Source organism: Hyphomicrobium sp., assembly GCF_036833075.1.
GTDB lineage: Bacteria > Pseudomonadota > Alphaproteobacteria > Rhizobiales > Hyphomicrobiaceae > Hyphomicrobium_C.
The window spans coordinates 44,855-70,081 of the sequence record NZ_DAITQL010000001.1 but is presented as its reverse complement, the minus strand read 5'-3'; the positions used below and the strand labels follow the sequence as shown (position 1 = coordinate 70,081).

Sequence of the window (25,227 nt, the reverse complement as noted above, 5' to 3'; positions counted from 1 at the left end):
CAAAGCGCCGCTACGCTTCCTTGAAGCGGTAGCCGACGCCGTACAGCGTCTCGATGACGTCGAAACTGTCGTCGACCTGCTTGAACTTCTTGCGCAATCGCTTGATGTGGCTGTCGATCGTCCGGTCATCGACATACACCTGATCATCGTAGGCGGCGTCCATCAGCGCGTCGCGCGTCTTGACGACGCCGGGACGATGGGCCAGCGCCTGAAGGATCAGGAACTCGGTGACGGTGAGCGTGACCGGACGGTTGTCCCAATGGCAGGTGTGGCGCTCGGGGTCGAGCTTCAGCTTGCCGCGCTCCAGGATATGAGCCACCTGCGGCTCGGCCGTCTGTCCATCCTTGGGCTGCAGACGGCGGAGGATGGCGCGGACGCGCTCGACGATGAGGCGCTGCGAGAAGGGCTTGGCGATGTAGTCGTCGGCCCCCATCTTGAGGCCGAACAATTCGTCGATCTCCTCGTCCTTGGAGGTGAGGAAGATGACGGGCATATCGGACTGCTGGCGCACGCGGCGGAGCAACTCCATCCCGTCCATGCGCGGCATCTTGATGTCGAAAATCCCGAGGTCGGCCGGATCCTCGGTCAGCGCCTCGAGCGCGGAGGCGCCGTCCGAGTAGGTGCGCACCTTGTAGCCCTCGGCCTCGAGCGCCATTCCGAGCGAGGTGAGAATATTGCGCTCGTCGTCGACGAGCGCGATGGTGCTTTTCTCTTTCATGGTCCCGATTTTCCTCGCGGCAACCCTATATACCCACTTGGCGCTTTATGGTCCCAAGGTGGATCAATTGTGGCAGGTCCGTCTTACAAACAGCGGCCTGAACAGCAACTGAACGGCCTCACGGGCCAGAACGACAAAGGGTTCATCCGATGACAGATCGCGGCACCCCCGAACGTATCCCGGAGGCGTCCCGGGCCGAGCTTTCGCCGGCAGCCGCCGCGCGTCTCCTGATGCGCCGTGCCCTCAAGGCATCGCTCGCCACCCTGGAGGCATCCACGGGCCATCCATACGCCTCGCTGGTCACAATCGCAACCGATGTGGACGGAACGCCGCTGTTCCTGATCTCAACCCTCGCGCTGCACACGAAAAATCTCGCCTCCGACGCGCGCGCGAGCGTGCTGTTCGACGGCACGGATGCGACCGGAGATCCGCTCGCCGGCGGCCGCGTCACCGTGATGGGGCGGGCCGTCAGGACGGCGCGCGGAGGGGCGCGCGAGCGCTTCCTCGGGCGGCACGCGCCGGCACGCGGGTACGCTGATTTTCCGGACTTCGCCTTTTATGAGCTCGAGGTGGAGCGCGCGCACTACATCGGCGGCTTCGGCCGGATCGTGGATCTCAGGCGCTCGGACCTCATCCTCGATGTGGGTGACGCCCAGCCGCTCGTCGCGGGGCATGACGACATTGTCTCGCACATGAACGACGACCACGCCGCAGCCCTCGCCCTCTATGCCACGGAGCTTGCCGGCGCACCCGGCGGCCCCTGGCGCATGACCGGCATCGATCCCGATGGCTTCGACATCGTCTGCGACGGGCAGACGTGCCGCCTGCCGTTCGCCAGACGCGTGACGACCCCCGACGAAGCGCGGCAGGAACTGGTTCGCCTCGCGGGGGTGGCACGCGACCGGCAATCTCATTCTTAATCTTGCCTAATCCCTCGGTAGTACGCACCCGCACAATGGACGTGCGCTTGTCCGTATGCTTCGCCGGATGCTAGTTTGTCCGCTTAGCTAAAAAATATTTCACAACGTCCATCGCGTAGAGGATCGCCCAGAATGAATGTCATGTCGCCTTCGGAGGCCAAAACAACCAATCCGGCCGTCCTGGCCTTCGTCGAAGAGGCCAAGGCCCTGTTCAAGCCGGAGTCCGTCCGATGGTGCAACGGAAGCAAGTGGGAGTACCAGGAGCTGCTGAAGGCGCTCGTGGACGGAGGCACCGCGCAGTGGCTCAACCCGGCCAAACGGCCGAACTCCATTCTCGTGCGCTCCGACCCCGCGGACGTGGCCCGCGTCGAGGACCAGACCTACATTTCATCCCGGACCCGTGACGACGCAGGCCCGACCAACAACTGGGCCGATCCGGCCGAGATGAAGGCGACGCTGACCCAGCTCTACGACGGCGCAATGGCCGGGCGCACGATGTACGTCGTGCCCTACTCCATGGGTCCGATCGGCTCGCCCATCGCCGGCATCGGCGTCATGGTCACTGACAGCGCCTATGCGGTCGCCAACATGCACATCATGACGCGCGTCGGCGACAAGGTGCTGGCCGCGCTCGGCAACAGCGACGATTTCGTGCGCGGGCGCCATACGGTCGGCTATCCGCTGTCCAGCGCGGGCATGGCCGACGCACCGTGGCCCTGCAACAAGACCAAATACATCTCGCACTTCCCTGAGACGCGCGAGATCTGGTCCTACGGCTCGGGCTACGGCGGCAATGCGCTGCTCGGCAAGAAATGCCACGCGCTGCGCATCGCTTCGGTCAAGGCCCGCGACGAGGGCTGGATGGCCGAGCACATGCTGATCCTCAAGCTCACCAACCCCGAAGGCAAAGTGAAATTCGTCGCCGCAGCCTTCCCGTCCGCCTGCGGCAAGACCAACCTCGCCATGCTGGTTCCGACCATCCCGGGATGGAAGGCCGAGACGGTGGGCGACGATATCTGCTGGATGAAGTTCGGCCCCGACGGGCGTCTCTATGCGATCAATCCTGAGACCGGCTTCTTCGGCGTCGCGCCTGGCACATCGAATGAGAGCAATCTCAACGCGATGAAGACGCTCCACGCCAACATCATCTACTCGAACGTCGCGCTCACGGACGACGGCGATGTCTGGTGGGAAGGCATGAGCGAGCCGCCCGCCCACGCGGTCGACTGGCTGCGCCGCTCCTGGACGCCGTCCTCGGGGCGCCCTGCCGCGCACCCCAATGCGCGCTTCACGGCGCCGGCCGCGCAGTGCCCGGTGATCGCAAAGGAATGGGACGATCCGGCCGGCGTGCCGATCGACGCCATCCTGTTCGGCGGCCGGCGCGCATCGGTCGTGCCGCTCGTCTCGGAAGCGCTCTCCTGGCGGCACGGCACATTCCTCGGCTCGATCATGGCCTCGGAGAAAACCGCCGCCGCCGCCGGCAAGGTCGGCGACCTGCGCCGTGACCCGATGGCCATGCTGCCGTTCTGCGGCTACCACATGGGCGACTACTTCCAGCACTGGATCAACATGGGCGAGAAGGGCGGCGGCAACATGCCGAAGATCTTCTACGTCAACTGGTTCCGGAAGAGCCCCGAGGGCAAGTTCCTGTGGCCCGGCTATGCCGACAACAGCCGCGTGCTCAAGTGGATCTTCGAGCGCTGCGAGGGGACGGCGGGTGCGATCGATACGCCGATCGGCAAGCTGCCGGCGCAAGGCGCGCTCGACCTCGACGGACTCAACGTCTCGCCGGAGGCCATGGGCGAGCTCCTGCGCGTCGACACCGAGGGCTGGAAGGCCGAGCTGCCGTCCATCCGCGAGCATTTCGCGATGTTCGGCGCAAAGCTGCCGCAGGCTCTCAACGACGAGCTCTCGGCGCTCGAGCAGCGGCTCGGCTGAGGGCGCTTCAATCCGTCACGCAACACCGAGGACCCCCCGGGGCGCAAGCTCCGGGGGTCTTGTCTTTCGACGCCGCTCCCGGCCTTCGCCGGCGGCTCGATCTCACGCATGAATCGTGATCTACAAGGGGCAAGGCATGGTATGCCCTGGCGCGCACGCTGCCGTCGTGCGGAGCCCGGTGCACGCGGGACCGGAGCGGGACTGTTGCGATGCTGAGCTGGCTTTCCAAGCTGTTCCGCCGACACCGCGAGGCCCTGCCTCAAGGGCGCACCGCATCGGCCGTGCGGGTCTCGCACGACGACAGGATCATCACGGTCGACAGCGGCGCGGGCAGCGTGGCGACGCTGCTCTGGTCGAACCTCGCCAATGTCGCGATCCTGACCACCGAGGCGGGGCCCTTGCAGATGGACCTCTTCTGGATCCTCTCCGATCGCGACCGGCGCAGCGCGCTCACGATCCCCATGGATGCGGAGGGAGAGCACGCGCTGCTCAAGGCCATGCAAGCGCGCCTTGCCGGCTTCGACAACATGGCCGTGGTCGAGGCGATGAGCAGCACGGCGCGGGGCATCTTCCAGATCTGGCCGGCGCAAATGCTCTGAGCCGGTTTAAGGGCGCGGTCCGGGAGATCCGGCAGGCGCCTCGAGCGGTTGCTCCGCGCCCGCGACGAGCCGGGACGAGGCGTCGGCGGCTGCGGTTTTGGCCCAGCGCAGGCGCAAAAGCGCGAGCTTCGCCCAACGCCGCGCCCAGGAGACCAGGCTCTCGTCCAGGGTCCGGCGCTTCAGATCGCGCGCAAGGGCGAAGGACCGCCGATCGGAGGCCGTTTTCTCGGGGTCGGCGTAAAACGTGGCGATCTTCTCGACGCCCATGCCGGGGGTGGCGAGCCATCGCGCGACATGGCCGTTGCAGAGGCGCTCGACATCGACCAGAGCCTTGCGCGCGCCTGTCCCTGCCGCGGGGCAGGCAGTCGCGAACGCATCGCCCACGAGGACGACGCCGGGCTTGAGGTAGCCCCTCGTCTCGTAGAGATCGACCGGGCGCATCTTCACGGGACCGACGATGCGGAACGGGCCCGTCCACCGCGCAAGGCGCGGCATGGCGTGTGCGAGCGTCGCCTCGGGCGCGGCGCGGAAGGCTGAGAGCCAGGGATCGCCGAGATCGCGATAGACGAAGAGGTTTGCGCGCATGCGCGTGCCGATGGGAAACAGCGTGATGTAGGCGATCCGCTGGCGCGGGTGCTCGCCGTAGCAGGTCAAGGCGCGGAACGGAAAGCTCGCGCCTGCCGCAGGCTCCATGTCGAAGCCGAAGGTGATCGACTGGCATCGCGCGAGGTCCGCCCGCTCGATGCCGAGCGCTTCGCGCAGGCCGTTGTTCAAGCCGCTGGCCAGGACGACGAGGCGAGCTTCGACGGTCTCGCCCGTGGACAGCGTCACGCGCTGGCGGTCGGCGCCATTGGCGATGGTCGTGACCTTGGCGTGAATTTGCGCGACGGACGGCGGGATTTCCCGGCGCAGCAGGTTGACGAGTGCGCCATAGTCGAACCCGCGCTGGTCGCTTATGCGCTTCTCGGCCATGCGGCCGAGCATCGACACCGAGACCGACCGGTCGTGGGTTGACGCCGCCAGAACCGCCTCGCCGAGGCCGGTGTTGCGGAGCACGCGCATCTGATCGTCGTCGAATTTCTCGACGCGGAAGTCGTCGGGATAGATCCGGCTCGGATCGACGAGCGCGACCGCGCGACCGGACCGGCCCAGCATGGTCGCGGCGATCGAGCCGCACAGGCCCGCGCCGACAATGGTAACATCGAACTCGCGCATGGGCGTCTTCACCCTGGCCACCGCGCCGCGATCGGCGCGACGGGCGAGTGTCCGCCGGCGACGCTAAACCCGGGTTAACGTCTTTCCCGAGGGGGACCTATTCGGCAGCGTGCTGAACGCAATCTTACCGTGCAGCCCGCGACCCCTTGCGGCGGCTCCGCACCCCCTGACGCCGGGGCCCGATTCCGGATAGGGTGCCTCGAGCGACGCCGTGCCGCCCAGGCCATGAAAGGATCTTCTTCGATGTTCGACCCCGAAAACCCGCCGGAGCTCGAGACCGCCTGCTGGCTCAACGCCGATCCGGCGCCGACGCTCAAGGACCTCAAGGGCAAGGTCGTGGTGCTGGCGGCGTTCCAGCAGCATTGCCCGGGCAGCCTCAAGCACGGCCTGCCGCAGGCAGCCCGTCTCGCGCAGGCGTTCGACGACGACGCGGTGGCGGTGATCGGCCTCAACACCCCGTTCGAAGAGACCGACGCGCAGAGCAAGACGGCGCTCGAAACCTTCGTCGCCGAGCATGGGCTCACGTTTCCGGTGGCGCTCGACGCGGCCAACGGCAAGAGCCTGCCGAGAACGATGGAAGCCTTCGAGATTCAGGGCACGCCGACGGTCCTCATCTTCGACCGGCAGGGCCGTCTCCGTCGGCACTACCTCGGACAGGTCGACGATCTGCGCATCGGCGCCGAGGTGATGGCGCTCGCCATCGAGGCGCGGGATGCGCCGCGGGAGCAGTCGATCGCGCTCGAGCGGCGGCTCGCGGCCGTGCTGACCGATCCCAGCGAGCACCATCATCACGGCTGCGGCTGTGGACACGACCACGCGCATGACCATGGTCACGACCATGAGCACCATCATCACGGCGACGGCGGCTGTTGCGGCGGCCACGGCCATCATCACGATCATGATCATGGGGGCAACAAGGGCGGCTGCGGGTGCGGCCACGATCACTGAGGCGGCCGTGCGCTCTCTCCCTGCGGAGAGGAGCGCAGTTATTGTGCATGGCCTCGCCGGCGCCTTCAGGGCGCCACCCGAATCGGCGGACTGTCCGTCAAGCCGTTCGATGGACAGGAGCCGGCGATGAGCGAACGTGCGACAGGGCGGAGCAAGGAGCGGGGCGCGGACGAGGCGACCCCGCAGGTCGACGTTGCGCCGGCCAAGGCCAGGACAAAGGCCCGGAAAGAGGCGAAGACCGCCGCGGCCTTCGACAAGAAGACCATCGCGCTCGTCTACGATTTCGATGGCACGCTCTCGCCACGCCCGATGCAGGAGTATTCGTTCCTGCCGCAGCTCGGCATCGATCCGGCAGCGTTCTGGGCCGAGTGCGGGCGCGTCGCGCGCGCAGAGCGGGCCGATCCGCTCATCACCTACATGCACCTCATGTACAAGCTTGCGCGCGACAAGGGCCTGCGCATCGACCGCGACGATCTGGTGAAGCAAGGCGCGTCGGTGGAGCTGTTCCCCGGCGTTTCCGAGTGGTTCGACGAGATCGCGGCCTACATCCGGATCCGCGCCGAGAGCCACGGCGTCGAGCTTCGCCATTACCTCGTGTCGTCAGGGCTTACCGAGATCATCGAGGGCACGGCGATCCGCCGCCATTTTCACAACGTGTTCGCGTCGGAATACTGGTTCGACGCCTACGAGCTGCCGTTCCCGAAGCGGGTGATCACCGATACCGGCAAGACGCAGTACCTGTTCCGCATCAACAAGGGCATCGAGGATCTCGGTGAGAGCATCAATGCGCACATGGCCGAAGACCTGCGCCCGATCCCGTTCCGCAACATGATCTACTTCGGAGACGGCGAGACGGACGTGCCGTCCATGGCGCTGATGCGCAAGAGCGGCGGACACGCGGTCGCCGTGCATCCGCAAGGCCGCGGCAAGGGCCATGCGACGTGCGTCGAGCTCTTCCGCGCAGGCCGCGTCGATTTCTTCGCGGCCGCCGACTACCGGCGCGGCTCCGACCTCTTCAAGCGGACGTGCCTGCTGCTCGACCGCATCCTCGCGGACATCGCCGTCGAGGAGGAGATCTGGACGGTGGCGAGAGGCATTGGCTGATCCGTTCGGGGGAGCCTGGATGCGACACGCGACGGCCATCCAGCGAAGCGCGGCTTGGCTGAGATGTGGAGAAGCGCGGCTCCGCCGCGACGTGCCGGTCAAATGAAGGGCGCATGAACACGCGCCGTTCAGAACAGCTTGTCGAGGCTGCGCTGGATCTGCTGGAAGCCTTTCGACACCTGGCGCGAGAGCGAAGGCTGTTTGCGATCCGTGCGCGCTGCGCGCTGCGGCCGGGGCTTTGCGGCCTTTTGCGTCGCCGCGCCCGCGGCAGCCCCGACGGCCGCCGTCGCGACGGCCTCCTCGAGCTCGGTGTCGTCCTCGCGTCCCGCAGAGGCGGTCCGCATGGTGCCGGCATTCGGGCTGGCGGGAGGCGGCGCGGCAAGCGGCTCCTCGCGCGCCTCGGCGCGTTGCGCCGCCGGCAGCACGGTGCGCGGGACGCATCCCTCCTCGCCGCCCATGCTGCAGCCGCCCGTGCAGGAGATCTTGTTGTGCGTCTCGAGCAGCGCGAGCAGCACCGGATCCGGACGGTCAACCGGCAGGCGCGCGTTCACGCGGGTGGCGAACTCGCCCATGCCGGCCTGCGTCGACGCGTTCCAGACGCCGTTGACGGGACCGCTGTAGCAGCCGGCGCGCTTCAGCTCAGCCTGCACGGCGCGCGTGACGGACGTCTCGTCCTCGAACCGCGGGATAGCTTCCGCCGACGCGCTTGCGGGCCTGGCGGCGCGCGCCGGCGCGGGCGCTGTCGTTGCGACAGGCGTGAAGACCGGGCCGCTCACGGCGACGGCGTCCTCAGGGACCCGATCGGCGCCGAGCAGCGCACCGTAGACCACGACCACGGCGGCCAGCACGACACCGCCGCCCGCGAACAGCGTTGCAGGATTGATCGCGGGAAGCCGAGCCAGATGCTCGGCCACACGCTCGCGGAGCGACTCGAAAAGCAAACGCATATCCCTACCCCATCGCATGCGCCGCCTCTGCTCAGGCTTCGCGACGCACGATGCGCCATCCCCCGCGTTCCGCACTTAAAAACTCTAGCACATCCGGCGCCCGATGGCACGGCGGGGCACGCGAGCCTCTAGCCGGCGAGAGAACCGCATGGCCGCTTCTTATGCTCAATCCGAGTTGGTGCGAGACGCTCAACGCTCCGCGCCTTGTTCGGGCTTCAGGCGCTCCGCGCCTGGATCGGGCTTCAGGAAGCGCGCGGCGACCCAGCCCTGCCGCCCGTGATATTCGACGCGGCACCATTCGAGCCGCGCGTTCCTTTTTTCCTCATCGGTCATCCCCATCCAGCGGTCGAGGCTGGGCTCGGGCTTCAGGCAGCCGAAATTCTTGAGACCGCGCGCGCCGGGCGGGATGGCGCCGAGCTTGCGGCTGTCACCATGGGGGACATCGCGCAGGTTGAGGACGTCATTGGCGGGCACGCCCGTCACCGCGAAGAACCTCGGCGGCTCCTGGGCCGATGCCGGGCCGGCAACAAACGCGGCGGCCAAGAGGGCCGCCGACCGGACCACGCGGGCGCAACGGTTCATGGCGCGGCGATCCATGATCTGGCGGCTCATGACAGGATCCCCCATCGTCTCCCTCAACGGTCTCTCCGATGACGCCGAGGCCGAGAGTGCGCAGAAATGCGCCTCCTCTATGACAAAGCTGGCGGTGACCGAAGGGGCGGGCCTTGGGAGCGGGCGTCCGCGTTCCTATGTGCTCTTCATGTATCGGGAGACATCGCCATGGCCTTCGAGGATGTGAAAGCGGAGATCGGCATTCTGCTCGCGCGGATGCAGAACGGGCCGGAGGATGCCCACGAGCTCTATCTGCAGCTCATGGAGAAGCTCAACGAGCTCAGGGCGTATGGCCTGCCGATCCCGGAGGACCTCCGCAATCTCGAGGCTGCGCTCTCGAGCGAGTTCGAGGGCGCGCGCAAGGGCGCGAGCTGAGCGCCTGTGCCGGGCTTGTGCCGGGGACGCACCCGACCCGACCGATCTTGATCCGACCTCGCTTTAAGCCTTTATCGCGAACGACCTTTTGCGCTTCCGCCTCATAAGGGCAGCTTTCATGCTCAATAAGATTCTCTGATAAACAGATCACGAACTTGCGATTTGCTGTTATCGGAGCATTTGCCTATATACACACCAGCATCAGTTGGGCTGGCGGCCCTCTGGTCGTTGGAACATTAAGGAGGAACTGTCATGAAGACCTGGATGAAGCCCTCGGTTCGCGAGCAGGAAGTCGGCCTCGAGGTGACCTCGTATCTGCCGGCTGAGATCGACCTCGTCTAAAGACGGTCGGTTTTCTCGAATCCCAAGCGGCGATCGCGGAAGCGGTCGCCGCTTTTTTTTGAGATCGGTTTTCATTGTCGGCACCGACGGCTTTCAAAACGCCCGCGACGCGTCCTTCGGCCAAGTTTCGATACGTTCGGCATGCGTTTTCTTGCGCTTTTGCGTCTCGTTTTCGCCCGCCTCTCCGTTAACGGCACGGGGCGCCTCGCCTCCATCGCCGCCCCCAACACGAAAAATTCAAATCGCGTGAAGCCTCGAGCCGCGGCTTATCCGGCGGGCGCAAAACGCCGCGAAACGGCTTGAAATAACGGCTTCAGACGCTTTCTGGTACACAGTAGCATCAGCTCGCCTAATAGAACGGGTCTGAAAATACGATTGGTCGCCGGAGGATCTGGTCCCTCATGGTGTTTGCGCGCAGACGTGCTCCGTCATGCGCCTTTCAAAGGAGGAACTACTCATGAAGACCTGGATGAAACCTTCGGTTCGCGAGCAGGAAGTCGGCCTCGAGGTCACGTCCTATCTCCCGGCCGAGATCGATCTCGTCTAACCCGGGATCTCCTTTCGGTCTTTGGCGCGGCGGCCCCTTCTACGGTCGTCGCGCTTTTCTTTTGTCCGGCCTCGGACGTAGGGGCCGGACGATGCCTTCGTATCCCGTAGACGATATTCTGATAGGGCTGCTGATCGGGCCGCCGTGATCCGGCATACTCGGCCGCGACACTCTCGGGGACTTTCGGCATGCTCATCCGCGACGCGCTTCCAAACGACGAACCGTCCTGGCGCAAGCTCTGGAACGGATACCTCGCGTTCTACCAGGCGGAGGTGCCGGAGGACGTGACCCTGAAGACCTGGGAGCGGCTCATCCGCAAGCAGGACGGCCTGTTCTGCCGGGTTGCAGAAACCGGCGGCGAGGTCTGCGGCTTCAGTCTCTCCGTGCTTCACGCCGGCACCTGGACGACGGCGCCCGTCTGCTACCTGGAGGATCTGTTCGTCTCGCCCGATCACCGGGGCAGGGGAATCGGCGAAGCGCTGATCCGCGATCTCGCCGGGATGGCCAAGAGCCAGGGTTGGTCGCGGCTCTACTGGCACACGCAGGCCGGCAACACGGCGGCACGCAGCGTTTACGACCGCTTCACCAAAGCCGACGATTTCGTCCGCTATCGTCTCTTCTTCTAGCGCCGACGCGGCGGGCGACGTTCGCGGCAGGGCGAAGGCGCCGCGCCGGGCCCTCATGCGCTCGCGCGCGTGTGCCCCATGCGCTGCTTTCGGAGATATGGTCGCTCCGAGACTTAATCGATCGATTGCGACCCGGTTCGCCCCCTTCCCGCCGCGGCGGCGCGAATCACCTCCCCGGGGCATCGACCGGCCTGCCGATCCGCAATTCGACAATCCCTTATCTTCCAGGTCTTTCAGAGCATTTAACAGTTCGTTTACTGCCGAATGCGACCGTTTCCAGGTTCGGGTTTCTGGTTTCGTGCTGCGTCCGGCCCTTCACGCATTTCAGCTTCGCACGAGGCAGTCCGCCGCCTTTCCCCCTCGGGGTCCGAGGTTTGAGCAGCACTGCACCCCTGGGGACCCCCATGCTGACATTCGACCAGGAGAGCGGACGGCCGCTCCGGAGCGGCTACGGCCTTTCCGGACCCACCGGCACACCCGGCCGCAGCCTGGGTGAAATCGCGCGCGAGATCGAGATGGCGCAGCGCGAGCAGACGGAGACCATGGCCAACATCGTGGAGCGGCTCAAGGTGGCGGAGACCGCCCGGCCCGCGCCGGCACGCTCCCGCGCCCGCCCCCGCAAATACATGCTCCTCGACGAGGCGGGCGACGAGCCCTGGGACATCGAAGCTGCGGAAGCGCTGATGCAGGGGCACGAAGCGGCGCTGACCGAGCCCGATCCCCGGGCGCCCCCGGCAGCCATGTCCTACACGCAGCAGGCATGGATCGGGGAGCGCTTCAACGACGTCACCCAGCGCATCACGCAGGCCCTCTCCGACCTGAGGCCCGGCCCCGCCGTGGCCGCGCTCGAAGAGCGTATCGACGCCTTCCAGGCCCATCTCGGTGAGACGCTGCAGGACGTAGCGCGGCGCTCGGACGTCGAGGGGATGCGCCTCATCGAGGTGCACGTCAACGACCTCGGCGACAAGCTCTCCGAGCTCGAACGCCATGTCGTGCGCATCGACGGCATCGAGAGCGATGTGCGCGCCGTCATGGCGCAGGTCTCCGACGATCGCCTCGCCAAGCTCTTCACCGCCGACAGCCGCTTCGCGGTCGATCTCGAAGCCGTCGCCCGGCGCGCCGCCGAAGACGTGCATGTCCGCCTCGGCGGCGAGACCGCGCACCTCGTCGACCGTCACGACGCCCTGCGCCAGCTCGTCGAAGCCTCGATCGCCGACAGACGCGAAGCCGAAGCCCACGCCGTCTCGCTGGTGACCACGCTCTCGGGCCGCGTCAACGCGCAAGCGGACCGCTACGACGAGATCCGGGCCCTGCTCGAGCAGGCGATCGCCGAGCAGCGCCAGAACGAGCAGACCGCCTTCGCCATGCTGGAGACGCTGCAGCAGGCGCTGGCCGCGGTCCTCGACCGCATGGATGCCATGGAGCGGCAGCAGCCGCCGCAACAGCCTGAACAGGCTGCCGCGTCCGAGCCCGCGCCGGCCCCGGTCGCGGCGCCGGTCCCTGTCCCGGCCGCCCAGGAGCCGATCCTCGGGCCGCCGCCTCCGGACGCGCCGAGCCTCGAGGCGCCGGTCGCAGCCCCCGAGCCCGCCATGCCGGGCAATGCGCCGTACACGTTCCGCGACACGCACTTCGACGGCATTGGCGCGCCGGAGCCCGTGGCCCCGACCCCGGTGGAGGTTCCGGCGACCGTCGCGGACGCGGCGGGGCCCGTCGAGCCGGCCGTCGCCGACGAGCCCGAGTCGCCGCTCGACCGACTGCGGCGCGACTTCATCGCCGAAGCCCGCCGCGCGAAGCTGAAAGCGGCCGCGAACCGCGCCGAGGCGTTGGACGAGCCGGCGGATGCGCCTGCGCAGACATCCATCGCCGACATGCGGGACTCGCTCTTCCAGCCCAAGGCGTCGGAGATGGGCAGCGGCCGTCTGTTCGGCATGTCCACGAAACTGCTGGCGACCGTGCTGGTGCTCATCATCGCCATCAACGGCAGCCTTCTGCTTCTCAACCGCAAGTCCGCGCCGCGGCCGGTGGTGCCTCAGATCTCATACCCGGCAGCGACAGAGCCGGACGGTGGCACCGCATTGCCCGCCGAAGAGACGCCCGGCTCCGAGCCGCGCTCCACCCCCGGCCACGACCGCACGGGCGAAGCCGCACCCATCCCCTACGGCTTCCACGACGACGTCCTGACCCCGCCCAAGGTTGCGCCCGTGGACGGAGGATCGACGTCGGACGCTCCGCAGGGCATGACGATCACACACCCCGGCGCAACGCTGTCCGGCGCGGCCGCCGCCGGCGTCTACGAGCAGCAGATGTTCGCGAGCCTCTCGGGCCAGCTCGGGATGATCGCAGCCGGACAATCGGCAAACGCGCTCCTTCCGGACGTGAACGGGCGCATCTCCGCCGCCTATCCGGCCACGGACCTCGACCCTGCCGGCGAGGCAGAGGCGAGCCCCCTTGCGCGCGATCTGCCTCCGGCCACGGTCGGGCCGATGTCACTCCGCGTCGCCGCCGCCAACGGCGATCCGTCGGCCGAGTTCGAGGTCGCCGCGCGGCTCGCGGAAGGTCGAGGCACCGGCCAGGACTACGCAGAGGCGCTGCGCTGGTATCAGCGGTCCGCCGCCAAGGGCTTCGCGCAGGCGCAATACCGGGTCGGCACGCTCTATGAGCGCGGGCTCGGCGTGGCCAAGGATCTCGAGCGGGCCAAGATCTGGTATCAGCGCGCGGCAGAGGGCGGCAACGTCAAGTCGATGCACAATCTCGCCGTGCTGACCGCCGGCGGCGCGCGGCCCAACTACGCCGCCGCCCTGCCGTGGTTCCTCAAGGCCGCCGAGCATGGGCTCCCCGACAGCCAATACAATCTCGGCGTTCTCGTCGAGAACGGGCTCGGCATCGCGGCCGACCGCGTCGAAGCCTACAAATGGTATGCGCTCGCGGCGAAGAGCGGCGATGGGGAAGCGATCGAGCGGCGCGATGCCCTCATCTCCACCCTCACCGCCGAGGAGTTGACCGACGCCGACGAGAGGATCGCCGGATACCGGGCCCGGCCCGCCTCGCCGCTGGCCAACGACGCCCGTGCCGCCGGAGAGGACTGGAAGAGGCGCGTCAATAACGACACGAACACCTAGCGCGTTCGCCGCCCGCGGTCGCAAACGGCCGTGGCGGCGTTGTTTTCCGAACACGCGATCCCGGTTCCCGCAACGCAGCGCTGGCACTCCCGGCAAAGGTCCAATACGATGCCGGGCGAGGGGCGCACCGCCGTCCCTCACGCCCGCCCGAGAGGGCCGGGCCCGCCGAGGGCCCGGGCGCTCCGTGCGGCGGTTTTTTGAAGCTCCGTCCCCCGTACCCGCGTCACACGCCCCCGCAATGCACATCTATCTGCCGATCGCCGAGATGAGCGCCAACGTGCTGCTGTTCCTCGGGATGGGCTGCGCGGTCGGCTTTCTGGCGGGTCTGTTCGGCGTCGGCGGCGGCTTCCTGATGACGCCGCTCCTCATCTTCTCGGGCATCCCCGCGGCGGTGGCGGTCGGAACCGGGGCGGCGCAGATCGTCGCCTCCTCCGCGTCGGGCGCGATCGCCCAATACCGGCGCAACACCGTCGACATCAAGATGGGCCTGGTGCTGCTCGCAGGCGGCGTCCTGGGGTCGGTGATCGGCGTCAAGATGGTCCGTATCCTGCGGCTCGCGGGCCAGTTCGACCTGTTCGTCTCCCTCGCCTACGTCACCTTCCTCGGCGTGATCGGCACGTTGATGCTGATCGAGAGCCTCCACGCGATCCAGGCCGCCCGCAGCGGCGCGCCCATCGCGCGGCGCCGGTCGGGCCAGCACAACTGGATCCACAAGCTGCCGTTCAAGATGCGGTTCCACCGCTCGAAGCTCTACATCAGCGCCTTCCCGCCGATGATGATCGGCGCGTTCGTCGGGTTCCTCGGCGCCATCATGGGCGCCGGCGGCGGCTTCATCATGATCCCCGCCTTGATCTACCTTTTACGCATGCCGACCAATATCGCGATCGGCACGTCGCTGTTTCAGATCGTGTTCGTGGCCGCGGTGACGACGGTCATGCAGTCGACGGAGAACTACAGCGTCGACATCGTGCTCGCGCTCATCCTGATCGTCAGCGGCGTCGTCGGTGCGCAGTACGGCGCGGCCGCAGGGGCGCGCCTCAAGGGCGAGCATCTCCGCTTCCTGCTCGCGGCCCTCGTGCTGCTCGTCTGCGCCCGCATCGGCTGGGACCTCATCGTTACGCCGCCGGAGCTGTTCTCCATCACATCGCTCGGAGGCTTGCGATGAGGATGCGGGGCGGACGGCGCGCATGGGTTTCGGCGCTGCTGGCGGCCGCGGCGACGTGGTGGGCTTCCGCGGGTCCGGTTCCGGCGCAGGAGGGAAGAGAGCGGCTCGGCGCACCGCGTGCCGACGACGGCCAGCCGCCCCGCAAGCCGGCGGCGCGCAACCGCAAGGCCGATCCGAACGCCGTGGCCGCGGCGCGCCGGTCCGACGATCAGGGCGCCGACAAGGACGCCGCGCCGGCCCCGCGTCCTGCCAGAGAGACGGTCGAAGCGGACGTTTCAACGCGAACGATCGCCGTCACGTCGGCTTTCGCAGGCACGGAGATCATCGTGTTCGGATCGGTCGTGAACAGCCGCCAGCCGAGCGCGGAGGCGGGCACCTACGACATCATCGTCGTGCTCGAGGGGATGCCCATTCCGCTCACCGTGCGGCGCAAGACCAACGTCGCGGGCCTTTGGATCAACACGGACGCGGTCGATTTCGAGAGCGTGCCGAGCTACTACGCGATCGCCTCGACGCGGCCGATCGAGGAGATCGCGGATCCGACGTTCCTCGAGCGCAACGCGATCGGCCACGGGTATGCGCGCATCGCGCCCGCAGCACGCTCCGTCATCGCCGCGAAGCCCGGCGAGATCAGGGACTACAAGGAGGCGGTCGTCAGGATCAAGCAGGGAGACGGGCTCTACCTCAAGGAGGACTACGCGGTCATCTTCATCGGCAAGAGCCTGTTCCGCGCCTCCATCGCGCTCCCCGCAAACGTTCCCGTGGGACCGATGACGGCGCGCGTCTATCTGTTCCGCGAAGGCGACTTGCTGAGCACCTTCCAGTCCAAGGTGCGGCTCGAACGCAGCGGGATCGAGCTATGGCTCTACCGCGCGGCTATGCATCATCCCCTCTATTATGGTCTTTCGGCCGTCCTGGTCGCGACGCTGGCGGGCTGGCTCGCCTCGCTGCCGTTCCGCCGCAGGCCCCCGGCGTAGGCGCTTGCTCAGTCCTCTTTGAGGAGGCGCGAGGCGATGGGGTAGAGGCCCTCCTGGCCCAGGACCAGGACCGACAGGCCGTCGTTGCCGAACAATGGCGAGAACGCATCGTCGAGCACGTTGAGACCGCCGGCATAAGTGCCGAAGGCGGGTAGCACGAGGCGCAGGCCGTTGCCGACGAAGCAGGGGCGGCGGATCACGTGGCCATGGAAGGAGACGCGCGCGGCGGGATGCAGATGGCCCGCGATCTCGTGCGTGACGGGGCCGGCCGTCGGCTCATGCCGGAAGGTGAGCCCGCCGACCGTGATCTCGCCGAGAACCGTGCCGCCGAGGCCCATGTCGATCACGGGGTCGTGGTTGCCGGCCAGCCAGAGCCATTCGCGATCCTCCTGCAGGATGGCGAGCGTCCCGCGGTCGACGGGGCTCATGCGGTCGGCCGCGCCGCAATCATGGAAGCTGTCGCCAAGGCAGAGCACGGTCGCGGCCGGATACGCATCGAGGGTTGCGGCGAGGCGCTCGAGCGTCGCCGCCGTGTCGTAGGGGGGCAGCATGAGCCCGCGCGCGGCGAAGGAGGAGCCCTTCTCCAGATGCAGGTCGGCGACGATCAGGATGTCCTCGGCCGGCCAGTAGAGCGCACCCGAGACATCGGCCACGAACGAGCGGCCCGAGATCGAGACCGGCTGCCGGCTGAACTCACCGACGTCGAGACGCTCGGGCTTGAGCTCCAGCATTTGCGTCGTGCGTCTCACGTCCGTCCCTCGCCTCAATCGCTTCCGCGATCAGCTCCTCGGCCGCTTCGCGCAGCAGATCCTCGCGCGTGAGCCTGCCGACGGGCTCGACGCCGATCTCAAGCAGGATCGGAACCGCGAGCGGCGAGACCCGGTCCAGAGCTTGATGCCTGATTCGTCCCCGCGCGCGGGCCAGGAATCGGCCGAGACGGGCGATATCCAACAGGCCCGTGGCCGCATCCTCCCAGGCGGCTTCGAGCAGAATATGGCCCGGATCGTGGCGCCGCAGAACGTTGTAGATGAGATCGGTCGACACCGTCACCTGGCGGCCGCTCTTTTCGCGCCCCGGATGACGACGCTCGATCAGGCCCGAGATGACCGCCACGGCGCGGAACGTGCGGCGCATGAGACTGCTCTCGGCGAGCCACGCTTCGAGGTCGTCGCCCAGCATGTCCTCGTCGAACAGGCGGGCGAGGCTCAGGCTGCCGTCCGCGATGCGCTCCGAAAGATCGCCGAGGCCCCACAGGGCCAGGCCGTAATCGTTGGCGACGAAGCCGAGCGGGCGCGCGCCTTCGCGCTCGAGGCGGCGCGTCAACAGCATGCCGAGCGTCTGGTGGGCGAGCCGTCCCTCGAACGGGTAGGCGACCATGAAGTGACGCGACCGGCGCGGGAAGGTCTCGACCAGCACATCGTCGGCGCCGGGGAGTTGCGAATAGTCGTGCTGGAAACCCAACCACTCGGCGACGGGCGTCGGCAGATCGCTCCATCGCTCGGGATCGGCCAGCATGGCGCGTACGCGCCTCGCGAGATGCGTCGAGAGCGGAAACTTGCCGCCGGCATAGCTCGGGATCATGGCGTCGGCGCCCGGCGCGCGCGTGACGAACGCCTCGGTTTCGGCCATGCCCTCGAAGCGCAGGATCTCGCCGGCGAAGACGAACGTGTTGCCCGGCGCCAACTGCCCGACGAAGGATTCCTCGACCTCGCCGAGCACGCGCCCACCCGCGAGCGGTCCCGTCTCGACCGCCGCTCCGCGCCTGCGCCTCAGGCTGCGGCGCTGGCCGATGAGGCGGATCCGGATCATCGGCGCCTCGACGATGGTGCCGGCGTTCATGCGGTACTGGCGGATGAGGCTTGGATGCGCGAGGCGCAGGCGGCCATCCTCCGTCGGGCGTAGGCGCGCGAAGCGCTCGTAGGACTTGAGCGCGTAGCCGCCGGTGGCGACGAAGTCGACGACGCGGTCGAAGCGGGCGCGCGTCAGGCCGGCGTAGGGCGACGCCGTGCGCACCTCCTCGAACAGCGCATCCGGCGCGAAGGGGCCGTGACAGGCCATGCCGAGCACATGCTGGGCGAGGACATCCAGCGCACCCGAGCGGGAGATGACGGCATCCTGCTCGCCGGCGCGCGCGGCCTCGAGCGCGGCGCGGCACTCGAGAACCTCGAAGCGGTTGGCGGGCACCAGGAGCGCCGTCGAGGGCTCGTCGAGGCGATGGTTGGCGCGGCCGATGCGCTGCGCGAGGCGGGAGGCCCCCTTCGGCGCGCCGACGTTGACGACGAGATCGACGTCGCCCCAGTCGATGCCGAGGTCGAGGGTGGACGTGGCGACGACCGCCCTCAGCCTGCCCTCCGCCATCGCCGCCTCCACCTTGAGGCGGCGCGCCTTGTCGAGCGAGCCGTGGTGGAGCGCAATGGGCAGGCCCCGATCGTTGATGCGCCACAGCTCCTGGAACACCAGCTCCGCCTGCATGCGCGTGTTGACGAACACGAGCGTCGTCTTGTGCGCGCGAATTGCGCGGTAGATCTCGTGCATGGCGTAGCGGGCGGAATGGCCGCTCCACGGCACCGGCTCCTCGATCTCGAGGATGCGGATCTCGGGCGCGGCGCCGCCCGGGGCGATCACGAGATCGGCAAGCGCACGCATGGCATCGGGTGCGCGTTGCGGCACGAGGTAGCTCAAAAGCTCCGAAGGCCGCGCGACGGTCGCGGAGAGGCCGAGCGTCATGAGGCCGGGCGCGATGGCGTTCAACCGCGCGAGGCCGAGCGAAAGGAGGTCGCCGCGCTTCGAGGGCGCGAGCGCGTGCAGCTCGTCGAGGATGACGGTGTCGAGATCGGCGAACACATAGCCCGCGTCCGACCCCGACAGCATCAACGCCACCTGCTCGGGCGTGGTGAGCAGGATCTGTGGCGGCTTCACGCGCTGGCGGGCGCGGCGGGCGAGGGAGGTGTCGCCGCTCCGCGTCTCGACCGAGACCTTGAGCCCCATCTCGGAAATCGGCACGACGAGGTTGCGCTGGATGTCCTCGGCCAGCGCCTTGAGGGGCGAGACGTAGAGCGTGCGCAGGCCGGCGCCCTGCTTGGGCTTCAGGGCTTCGGAAAGCGCGATCAGGCTCGGCAGGAAGCCTGCGAGCGTCTTACCGGCGCCGGTGGGCGCGATCAACAGCGTCGAGCGACGCGCGCGGGACTTGGCGAGGAGCGCGAGCTGATGCGCGCGGGGCTGCCAGCCGCGGCGGCGGAACCAATCCGCGAACGGCGCCGGAAGGGTGGCGGACGCGTCCGCCACCTGCTCGACCGGTCTCCGGGGGCGAGCCGCGCGGGGTCTTCTCGCTTTCTCGGACACGCCGTTCACCGGAGAGACGTCCTTCGCGCCTGCCGACCTCTGTGCTAGAGGGTGGGCGGCTTGTTCAAGGATTGCAGCATGGACCGTAACACGATTTTCGGCGGGAACCCGTTCGGGGTGATCCTCCGCCTCGCACTCATCTCGATCGTGGTCGGGGTCGTGATGAAGGCGCTCGGCATCGACCTCAAGAACTTCTTCCAGCGCATCAACGAGCTCCTGCGCAACCTTTACGACCTCGGGTTCGGTGCCATCGAATGGGTCATCGAGTACATGCTGCTCGGCGCCCTGGTCGTCGTGCCCATCTGGCTCATCGCCCGCCTCGTCGGCGCCGTCCGCTCGAAGGCGGAGTAATATCCAATACTCCATGGCTGCGCTCGTTTTGACCCCGTGGTGATCGTGCCGATGGCGTTCACCAATCCCACTTAATCTCGACGGTTTCGCGCAGGCTCTCAGCACGGCGGACCTGGTGCATCGGCTATGCCTCGTTGCGCCTCTTGAGATTGTGCGCGCGCCTCACAGAGCGGGCGAACAATGAGGGGCGGGGATATTACGGCGTTCGAGCTTCGACGTTCGTACGACTGCGTTGAAGCTCACCGCGACCTGCATTTCGGCGTTCCGATAGATGCGACCGAGGAGCTGGCCGAGATTGTTGCACACATTCGTGGGGAGGCGCGTCTTTGAATGTGTCGCATGTTTTGGGATTCTTGCGAAAATGCCACTGGTGTAATTTCAGCATGAGCGACATCGACAAAGAACAGCTTTCTTCGCGATATGGACGGTATTTTACCGACGTTGATGTAGTCGTTGGCGGAGTGAACCGGACTTACCGGGTCCGCGAAGGAGCAGAAGTTTTCTACTTACGACTCTATCGCTCATTTGGGCGACCACTTGAACAAATTAGGGCCGAAGCAAGCCTGCTGGCGCGCTTTCCTGAGAACGCCCATGTGGGGGTTAGCCGGCTTGTCACCACGGCTGACGGAGCCCCCATCATCGAATTGTCTTGGAACGGTGAACAGCGCCACGCTTGCCTTTTCCAAAGTGCTGAAGGCGACCAGATCGAACTTAACAATGCTACGCATATTGAGCAGTTTGGGGCTTCAATCGCTAACTTACATCTCGCCATGCCTGCCGTCATTGACGGCGAGGTCAGGGAATTGAACCCAGTTGCAATCGTCCACGACGCATTGCGCGCACTGCGTGAAGTGCCCCAGAGCGGAGAGGTCGCGGAGGCTATCGAGAACGAATATCTTCCTTCTTTGCTCCGCCTTGATCTGCGTGCCTTGGCCTCAGGTATTTGCCATGGCGATCCTTGGACGGGGAACGCACGTTTCCAGAACGGAAAGACCGTTTTTTTCGATTTTGATGACTTCGGACATGGCCCTCTCGTCCTCGATCTGAGCACCGCCGCATGGCACTTCGCACATGATGAAAGTTCAGAAAACGACGCCGTGTTGGATGCCCTAATCGCTGGCTATGATAAAGTGCGTCCACTATCCGTGCCTGAGCTGGATGCACTTCCCCTTTTTATAAAACTGGCCGAGGCTCGCTCCCTGCTGTTCCTTGCTCGCTACTGCGTCCTGTCCGATGAAATGTGGACCAAAGCCTTTGAGAGGGCAAAAAAGGTGGTCTCTCAGTCGCACAATTCCTGACTTTCGTGACAAAATAAGCGCCGCGGCCTGGAGTCCGGGCCGCTGCGAAAAACCGGGGCGTGACCCGGCTATCCCGGGCCAACATGCCAACGTGGAACACGCGGCTCCTGGATGGCCGCCTGTCGATGTATAGCATCGCTTCGCGATGACGGCGGCCATGGGGAGGGTAAGTCGACGCCTACCGCGCCGGGGTGGCGGAGGCGGAGGCCTCGCGACGGAAGAAGACGTCGACGCGCATGCCGGTCAGCAGCGGCGTGTTGCCGTCGATGGCGGCGAGCACCTCGAGCACCTCGACATCGTTGGGCCGGCGCGGACCGCGCGACGTGATGCGCGGCGTACCGAGCGCGGGCGCGACCTGCGTGACCACACCCTCGAAATCCTTGTCCGGGAAGGCGTCCGCGCGCACGACGACGCGCTGGCCGACGCGGATCTTGGTCACGTCACGCTCCTCGACCTCGGCGCGCACGCGCAGGCTCGACAGGTCGCCGAACAAGAGCAGCGCCGCATCCGGCGACGGCTGGGCCATCTCGCCGACCCGCGCCCAGACGTTGAGGATGGAGCCGTCCGCCGGCGCGCGCACGCGCGTCTTGTCCATGGCGTTCTCCACCTGGGCGACATCGGTGCGCGCGACCCAGAGCGCGGATTCGAGGCGCGTCGGCAGCGGCACGTCGGGCTTTGCCAGAACGGCATCCAGGCTGGCGCGGGCGTCACTCGCCTTCTTCTGTGCGTCTGCGAGCTTCTCGCGGGCGTCCTTGAGGGCGTCGGCGTCGCCCCCCTCGCGCTTGGCCTGAAGGTAAGCGGTATCGAATTGCCGCTGGACGCGGAACAGCTCACGCTCGGCGTCGTTCAGCGCATCCTCGGCAACGCGCCGTTCCTCGGCCAGGCCCGTTGCGGGCTCCTCGTCGCGCTCGCGGACGCGGACCTCCGCCTCGGACAGGGCCGCGTCAAGCTTCGGACCGAGGTCGCCGTCGTCGAGCAGGACGAGCGGATCGCCCGCCATCACCTGATCGTTGGTCGCGACGGTCACATCAACGATGCGCCCGGGAATTTCCGACGACACGCGAACCTCGCCGTTCCTCGGCTCGACACGGCCGGTGGCCGAGGCCGCCCAGACCGGGCGCGTGCCGAGCCCGTCGGCAGCATGGACGCCATCCGCCTGCGCCTCGCCGCCGAGCCTCGGCGCGAGCTGGTTCAGCGTCACGCTCGTTACGATCGCCGCGATGGCAGCGGCCGCCACGGCCGTGACTGTGGGATCGAATTTAGCCATTCGCTTTACGCCTCTTTGTCAGGTCGGCAATCTCGGGCGCGTCGAGGCCCTGCGGCCTCCGCTCCTCGCCGACGATCAATCCATCTTCGATGCGCACGACGCGGTCGGCATAGCCGAGCGTGCGGGGGTCGTGCGTGACCGCGAGAACGCTGCGGTTCTGCTCCTTGGCGATGCGCGCCAGGAGCGCCATGACCGCGTGGCCGTTCTCGCTGTCGAGCGCCGCGGTCGGCTCGTCGGCGAGCACGACCGAGGGCGAGGCCGCAATGGCGCGCGCCACGGCGACGCGCTGCTGCTCTCCGCCCGACAGGTTCGACGGGAAGTTCCTGAGGCGGCTGCCGAGGCCGACGTCGCGCAGGCACTCCTCCGCGCGCTGTGCGGCCTGGTAGCCCTTGCGCCCGATCACGTCGAGCGCGATGCGCACGTTCTCGAGCGCCGAGAGCGTCGGGAACAGGTTGTAGGACTGGAAGATGAAGCCGATGTGCCGGCGGCGCAGCTCTGCCAGCTCCTCCGCGCTTTTCCCCGCCGTCTCCTCGCCTTCGACACGCACCGTGCCGGAGGTCGGCGTCAGGATGCAGCCCAGGATCGACAGCAGCGTCGTCTTGCCGCTGCCGGACGGGCCCATCAGGAGCGTCAGCTCGCCCCTGACGAGCGACAGGTTCACGCCCTTCAAGGCCAGGACCTTGCCCGCACCCTTGCCGAGCTCCTTGACGACATTGACCGCTTCGAGGACAGGCTGCGTCATCTGTTGAACACCGTCGCTGGGTCGATGCGTGTGACCTTGATGATCGCCGAGATTGCAGAGACCGCCGACATGAAGAGCGTCAGCCCCAGGAGGGCGACCGCGAGCCCCGGCGTCATGACGAGGGGCAGCGGCGTGTTGCGGCTGATGTAGAGGATGCCGAGGGAGATCATGATCCCGAGCACGTAGCCGATGCCGGCGCTCAGGCCCGCCTGCGCGAGAATGACTTTATAGATATAGCCCGACGAGGAGCCGAGCGCGCGCAGCGTCGCGAACTCGTTCAGGTGGTCCTTGGTGCTCGAATAGAGCGTCTGCGCGACGATGACGGTGCCGACCAGAATGCCGAGCAGCGCGCCACCGATGAGGGCGAGGCCGGCGCCCGTCCGGAACAGCCACTGGCGCAGACTGCGGTCCTCGAACTCGGCCTTGGTCAGCACCTCGGCGTTGCCTTCGAGCCGGTTCAGGAGCTCGCGGCGCACGGTCTCGACGTCGGCACCCGGCTCGAGCTGCACCAGATAGTAGGTCGCCTTGTCGCTCTCGGCGCCGAGCAGACTGCGCGCGCGCGACAGCGTCGTGAACACGTACGGCGACTGCGTGAAGGAGCGGATGCGGTGGGTCAGCGCCTTGACCTTGACGCGCCCCATGGCGATCTGCGCGGTGTCGCCGATGCCGTTGATGCCGAGCTCGCGGAAATAGGTATCGTCCGCTGAGATGGCGTCGGGCGACTTGATGTCCTGCCAGGTGCCCTCGACCAGCGACCACGGCTCGAGCGCGCCGTCCTCGGCGTCGGTGCCAACGAGAACGACACGCGTCGACCCGCCCTCGGGCTTGCGCCATTCGGCGAAGGCGACGACGAGCGGGACGACGGATTTGACGCCCGGGGTCGCGAGCGCCTGGTGACGCTCGCGCGTGCTGAGCAGGATGCCGCCTTCCTCGAAGCTCTTGGCCCCGTAGGTCATGATCCAGAGGTCGCTGTTGGAGCGCTCGATCATGGACGTGATCATACGGCTCGAGCCGAGGTACATGCCGAGCTGGATCGCAACCAGCACGATCGAGAACAGGATGCCGACCAGCGTCACGGCGAGCCGGATGCGATCGTGGAAGAGATTGCGGAACGCGAGAGTAAGGATCATCTTCTACTCAGGAACCGAGAAAAATTGAGGAGGCCGGCACGTCGTGCCTAGACCAGACCGGACTGGTCATCGGCGCAAAAAAGCTCGTCCGATTTCATAGGCTCGCCGGTCGCGGGCGGTCTCATGTCGTGCGCCTCAGCGCCGGTATATAAGTTTTGTCCGACGATATCACCACCCATCTCATGACAACGACCTCAAATCAAAGCGCTTAGGCAGAAAGATGGTCATCCGTTTTCCTGGCCCTTGATATGGCTAGGGTCTTGACGGATAAGGGGCCCCTTTCGTGTTTTTGCCGCTTTTCGCTGCAGATTGAGGCTCCTGCGACGAAGGGACACCGTTCAGCGCAGCCGCGACAGCAAGCAGTCCCATAGCCATCGGGTTTCCCATGACCGAAAAAGTCTTCACCTTAACGGCCGCCCTGCGGTTCGTTCCGGCTCTTCTGATCGGCCTCTTTGCCCTTTCCTCGGAAAGCAGCGCGGCCCGCCCCGAGCTCGGCATCTGGTACGACGACAGCGGGCAGGGCGCGGTCGAAATCTACATCTGCCAGGAAAACGCCAGCCGCCTCTGCGGCCGCATCGTCTGGCTCAAGGACCCTCTCAACGCCGAGGGTGTGCCCAAGCACGATCGCTACAACCCCGATCCGGCGAGCCAAGGGCGCCCGATCTGCGGCCTCCCCATGCTGTGGGGGCTCGGGCTCATGTCCGACGGCACGTTCGACGGCGGCAAGATCTACGACCCCAAGACCGGAAAGACCTACAGCGTCGCGCTGCAGCTCGCGGAGAGCGACAAGCTCAAGGTGACCGGCTATCTCGGCGTGAAGATGCTCGGCAAATCGTTTCTCTGGACGCGCGCGCCGGCCGGCCTTCCCCGGTGCGAAGGGGCGCCTCCGCCGCCGGCCTGATAGATCCCGGGATCTCATCAAGCTGCAGCCGCGTCTGAAACAAA

24 protein-coding genes are annotated in these 25,227 nt (G+C 66.9%); 15 read left to right on the top strand and 9 right to left on the bottom strand.

Features of this window, described 5'->3' with window-relative positions; translation table 11 throughout:
* Positions 1 to 10: 10 nt before the first annotated feature.
* Positions 11 to 718, bottom strand: coding sequence for a response regulator transcription factor (locus V7082_RS00330; protein ID WP_334145366.1), 708 nt, complete (start codon positions 716 to 718; stop codon positions 11 to 13).
* 149 nt (positions 719 to 867) lie between these two features.
* Here V7082_RS00330 and V7082_RS00325 point away from each other — a divergent pair, with 149 nt between their 5' ends.
* The 3 genes from V7082_RS00325 to V7082_RS00315 all read left to right on the top strand — a co-directional run bounded on the left by V7082_RS00325 (position 868) and on the right by V7082_RS00315 (position 4,175).
* The gene (locus V7082_RS00325) at positions 868 to 1,638 is read left to right on the top strand and encodes a HugZ family pyridoxamine 5'-phosphate oxidase (protein ID WP_334145365.1); all 771 of its coding nucleotides are present in this window, start codon (positions 868 to 870) and stop codon (positions 1,636 to 1,638) included.
* A 132-nt stretch (positions 1,639 to 1,770) separates the two neighbouring features.
* Positions 1,771 to 3,576, top strand: a complete 1,806-nt coding sequence (locus V7082_RS00320; RefSeq protein ID WP_334145363.1) for a phosphoenolpyruvate carboxykinase (GTP) — start codon at positions 1,771 to 1,773, stop codon at positions 3,574 to 3,576.
* A 209-nt stretch (positions 3,577 to 3,785) separates the two neighbouring features.
* Complete coding sequence (locus V7082_RS00315) at positions 3,786 to 4,175, top strand: hypothetical protein (RefSeq protein WP_334145362.1); 390 nt, start codon at positions 3,786 to 3,788, stop codon at positions 4,173 to 4,175.
* 6 nt (positions 4,176 to 4,181) lie between these two features.
* On the opposite strand, the gene V7082_RS00310 is transcribed toward V7082_RS00315, so the two are convergent.
* The gene (locus tag V7082_RS00310; RefSeq protein ID WP_334145361.1) at positions 4,182 to 5,390 is read right to left on the bottom strand and encodes an FAD-dependent oxidoreductase; all 1,209 of its coding nucleotides are present in this window, start codon (positions 5,388 to 5,390) and stop codon (positions 4,182 to 4,184) included.
* A gap of 243 nt (positions 5,391 to 5,633) precedes the next feature.
* Here V7082_RS00310 and V7082_RS00305 point away from each other — a divergent pair, with 243 nt between their 5' ends.
* Together V7082_RS00305 and V7082_RS00300 are read left to right on the top strand one after the other, a co-directional pair.
* Positions 5,634 to 6,338, top strand: coding sequence for a peroxiredoxin family protein (locus V7082_RS00305; RefSeq protein ID WP_334145360.1), 705 nt, complete (start codon positions 5,634 to 5,636; stop codon positions 6,336 to 6,338).
* A gap of 126 nt (positions 6,339 to 6,464) precedes the next feature.
* Positions 6,465 to 7,442: an HAD family hydrolase gene (locus V7082_RS00300; protein WP_334145359.1), complete on the top strand. Its 978-nt coding sequence runs from the start codon at positions 6,465 to 6,467 to the stop codon at positions 7,440 to 7,442.
* 128 nt (positions 7,443 to 7,570) lie between these two features.
* On the opposite strand, the gene V7082_RS00295 is transcribed toward V7082_RS00300, so the two are convergent.
* Both V7082_RS00295 and V7082_RS00290 read right to left on the bottom strand, forming a co-directional pair.
* Positions 7,571 to 8,389 (bottom strand): hypothetical protein, encoded by an 819-nt coding sequence (locus V7082_RS00295; RefSeq protein WP_334145358.1) that lies wholly within the window; start codon positions 8,387 to 8,389, stop codon positions 7,571 to 7,573.
* A 189-nt stretch (positions 8,390 to 8,578) separates the two neighbouring features.
* Positions 8,579 to 9,001, bottom strand: a complete 423-nt coding sequence (locus tag V7082_RS00290) for an SH3 domain-containing protein (RefSeq protein WP_334145356.1) — start codon at positions 8,999 to 9,001, stop codon at positions 8,579 to 8,581.
* 168 nt (positions 9,002 to 9,169) lie between these two features.
* Between V7082_RS00290 and V7082_RS00285 the strand changes: the two genes are divergently transcribed.
* From V7082_RS00285 to V7082_RS00255, 7 genes are all read left to right on the top strand, one after another.
* Positions 9,170 to 9,376, top strand: a complete 207-nt coding sequence (locus V7082_RS00285; protein WP_334145355.1) for a hypothetical protein — start codon at positions 9,170 to 9,172, stop codon at positions 9,374 to 9,376.
* A gap of 252 nt (positions 9,377 to 9,628) precedes the next feature.
* The gene (pqqA, locus tag V7082_RS00280) at positions 9,629 to 9,718 is read left to right on the top strand and encodes a pyrroloquinoline quinone precursor peptide PqqA (RefSeq protein ID WP_334145354.1); all 90 of its coding nucleotides are present in this window, start codon (positions 9,629 to 9,631) and stop codon (positions 9,716 to 9,718) included.
* Between the two features lie 457 nt (positions 9,719 to 10,175).
* On the top strand, positions 10,176 to 10,265 hold the full coding sequence (gene pqqA / locus V7082_RS00275) for a pyrroloquinoline quinone precursor peptide PqqA (RefSeq protein WP_334145354.1): 90 nt from the start codon (positions 10,176 to 10,178) through the stop codon (positions 10,263 to 10,265).
* Between the two features lie 188 nt (positions 10,266 to 10,453).
* The gene (locus V7082_RS00270; protein ID WP_334145352.1) at positions 10,454 to 10,891 is read left to right on the top strand and encodes a GNAT family N-acetyltransferase; all 438 of its coding nucleotides are present in this window, start codon (positions 10,454 to 10,456) and stop codon (positions 10,889 to 10,891) included.
* 404 nt (positions 10,892 to 11,295) lie between these two features.
* A complete protein-coding gene (locus V7082_RS00265; RefSeq protein WP_334145350.1) occupies positions 11,296 to 14,010 on the top strand; it encodes an SEL1-like repeat protein in 2,715 nt (904 codons plus the stop codon).
* A 238-nt stretch (positions 14,011 to 14,248) separates the two neighbouring features.
* Positions 14,249 to 15,175 (top strand): sulfite exporter TauE/SafE family protein, encoded by a 927-nt coding sequence (locus V7082_RS00260; protein WP_334145348.1) that lies wholly within the window; start codon positions 14,249 to 14,251, stop codon positions 15,173 to 15,175.
* Positions 15,172 to 16,152, top strand: a complete 981-nt coding sequence (locus tag V7082_RS00255; protein WP_334145347.1) for a TIGR02186 family protein — start codon at positions 15,172 to 15,174, stop codon at positions 16,150 to 16,152. Before V7082_RS00260 ends, V7082_RS00255 begins: the two co-directional genes overlap by 4 nt.
* 8 nt (positions 16,153 to 16,160) lie before the next feature.
* Here the strand turns inward: V7082_RS00255 and pdeM are convergent, their stop codons facing one another.
* Both pdeM and V7082_RS00245 read right to left on the bottom strand, forming a co-directional pair.
* Positions 16,161 to 16,883 (bottom strand): ligase-associated DNA damage response endonuclease PdeM, encoded by a 723-nt coding sequence (gene pdeM / locus V7082_RS00250; RefSeq protein ID WP_334145559.1) that lies wholly within the window; start codon positions 16,881 to 16,883, stop codon positions 16,161 to 16,163.
* Complete coding sequence (locus V7082_RS00245; protein WP_334145345.1) at positions 16,846 to 19,437, bottom strand: ligase-associated DNA damage response DEXH box helicase; 2,592 nt, start codon at positions 19,435 to 19,437, stop codon at positions 16,846 to 16,848. The genes pdeM and V7082_RS00245 overlap by 38 nt, the downstream gene beginning before the upstream one ends.
* Positions 19,438 to 19,572: 135 nt before the next feature.
* Here V7082_RS00245 and V7082_RS00240 point away from each other — a divergent pair, with 135 nt between their 5' ends.
* Together V7082_RS00240 and V7082_RS00235 are read left to right on the top strand one after the other, a co-directional pair.
* Positions 19,573 to 19,845, top strand: coding sequence for a DUF6460 domain-containing protein (locus tag V7082_RS00240; protein WP_334145343.1), 273 nt, complete (start codon positions 19,573 to 19,575; stop codon positions 19,843 to 19,845).
* 383 nt (positions 19,846 to 20,228) lie between these two features.
* Positions 20,229 to 21,143 (top strand): phosphotransferase enzyme family protein, encoded by a 915-nt coding sequence (locus tag V7082_RS00235; RefSeq protein ID WP_334145342.1) that lies wholly within the window; start codon positions 20,229 to 20,231, stop codon positions 21,141 to 21,143.
* 178 nt (positions 21,144 to 21,321) lie between these two features.
* Here V7082_RS00235 and V7082_RS00230 read toward each other — a convergent pair whose 3' ends face one another.
* Genes V7082_RS00230 through V7082_RS00220 form a run of 3 tightly spaced genes read right to left on the bottom strand, consistent with a single transcriptional unit; the run spans position 21,322 to position 24,282 of the window.
* Positions 21,322 to 22,410 carry an HlyD family secretion protein gene (locus V7082_RS00230; RefSeq protein ID WP_334145341.1) on the bottom strand — a complete coding sequence of 363 codons (1,089 nt, stop codon included), beginning with the start codon at positions 22,408 to 22,410 and terminating at the stop codon, positions 21,322 to 21,324.
* Positions 22,403 to 23,152, bottom strand: coding sequence for an ABC transporter ATP-binding protein (locus V7082_RS00225; RefSeq protein WP_334145339.1), 750 nt, complete (start codon positions 23,150 to 23,152; stop codon positions 22,403 to 22,405). The genes V7082_RS00230 and V7082_RS00225 overlap by 8 nt, the downstream gene beginning before the upstream one ends.
* Positions 23,149 to 24,282: an ABC transporter permease gene (locus V7082_RS00220; RefSeq protein WP_334145338.1), complete on the bottom strand. Its 1,134-nt coding sequence runs from the start codon at positions 24,280 to 24,282 to the stop codon at positions 23,149 to 23,151. Before V7082_RS00220 ends, V7082_RS00225 begins: the two co-directional genes overlap by 4 nt.
* A gap of 385 nt (positions 24,283 to 24,667) precedes the next feature.
* Here V7082_RS00220 and V7082_RS00215 point away from each other — a divergent pair, with 385 nt between their 5' ends.
* Entirely contained in the window at positions 24,668 to 25,183 is a 516-nt protein-coding gene (locus tag V7082_RS00215; protein WP_334145336.1) for a DUF2147 domain-containing protein, read from the top strand.
* Positions 25,184 to 25,227 lie beyond the last annotated feature (44 nt).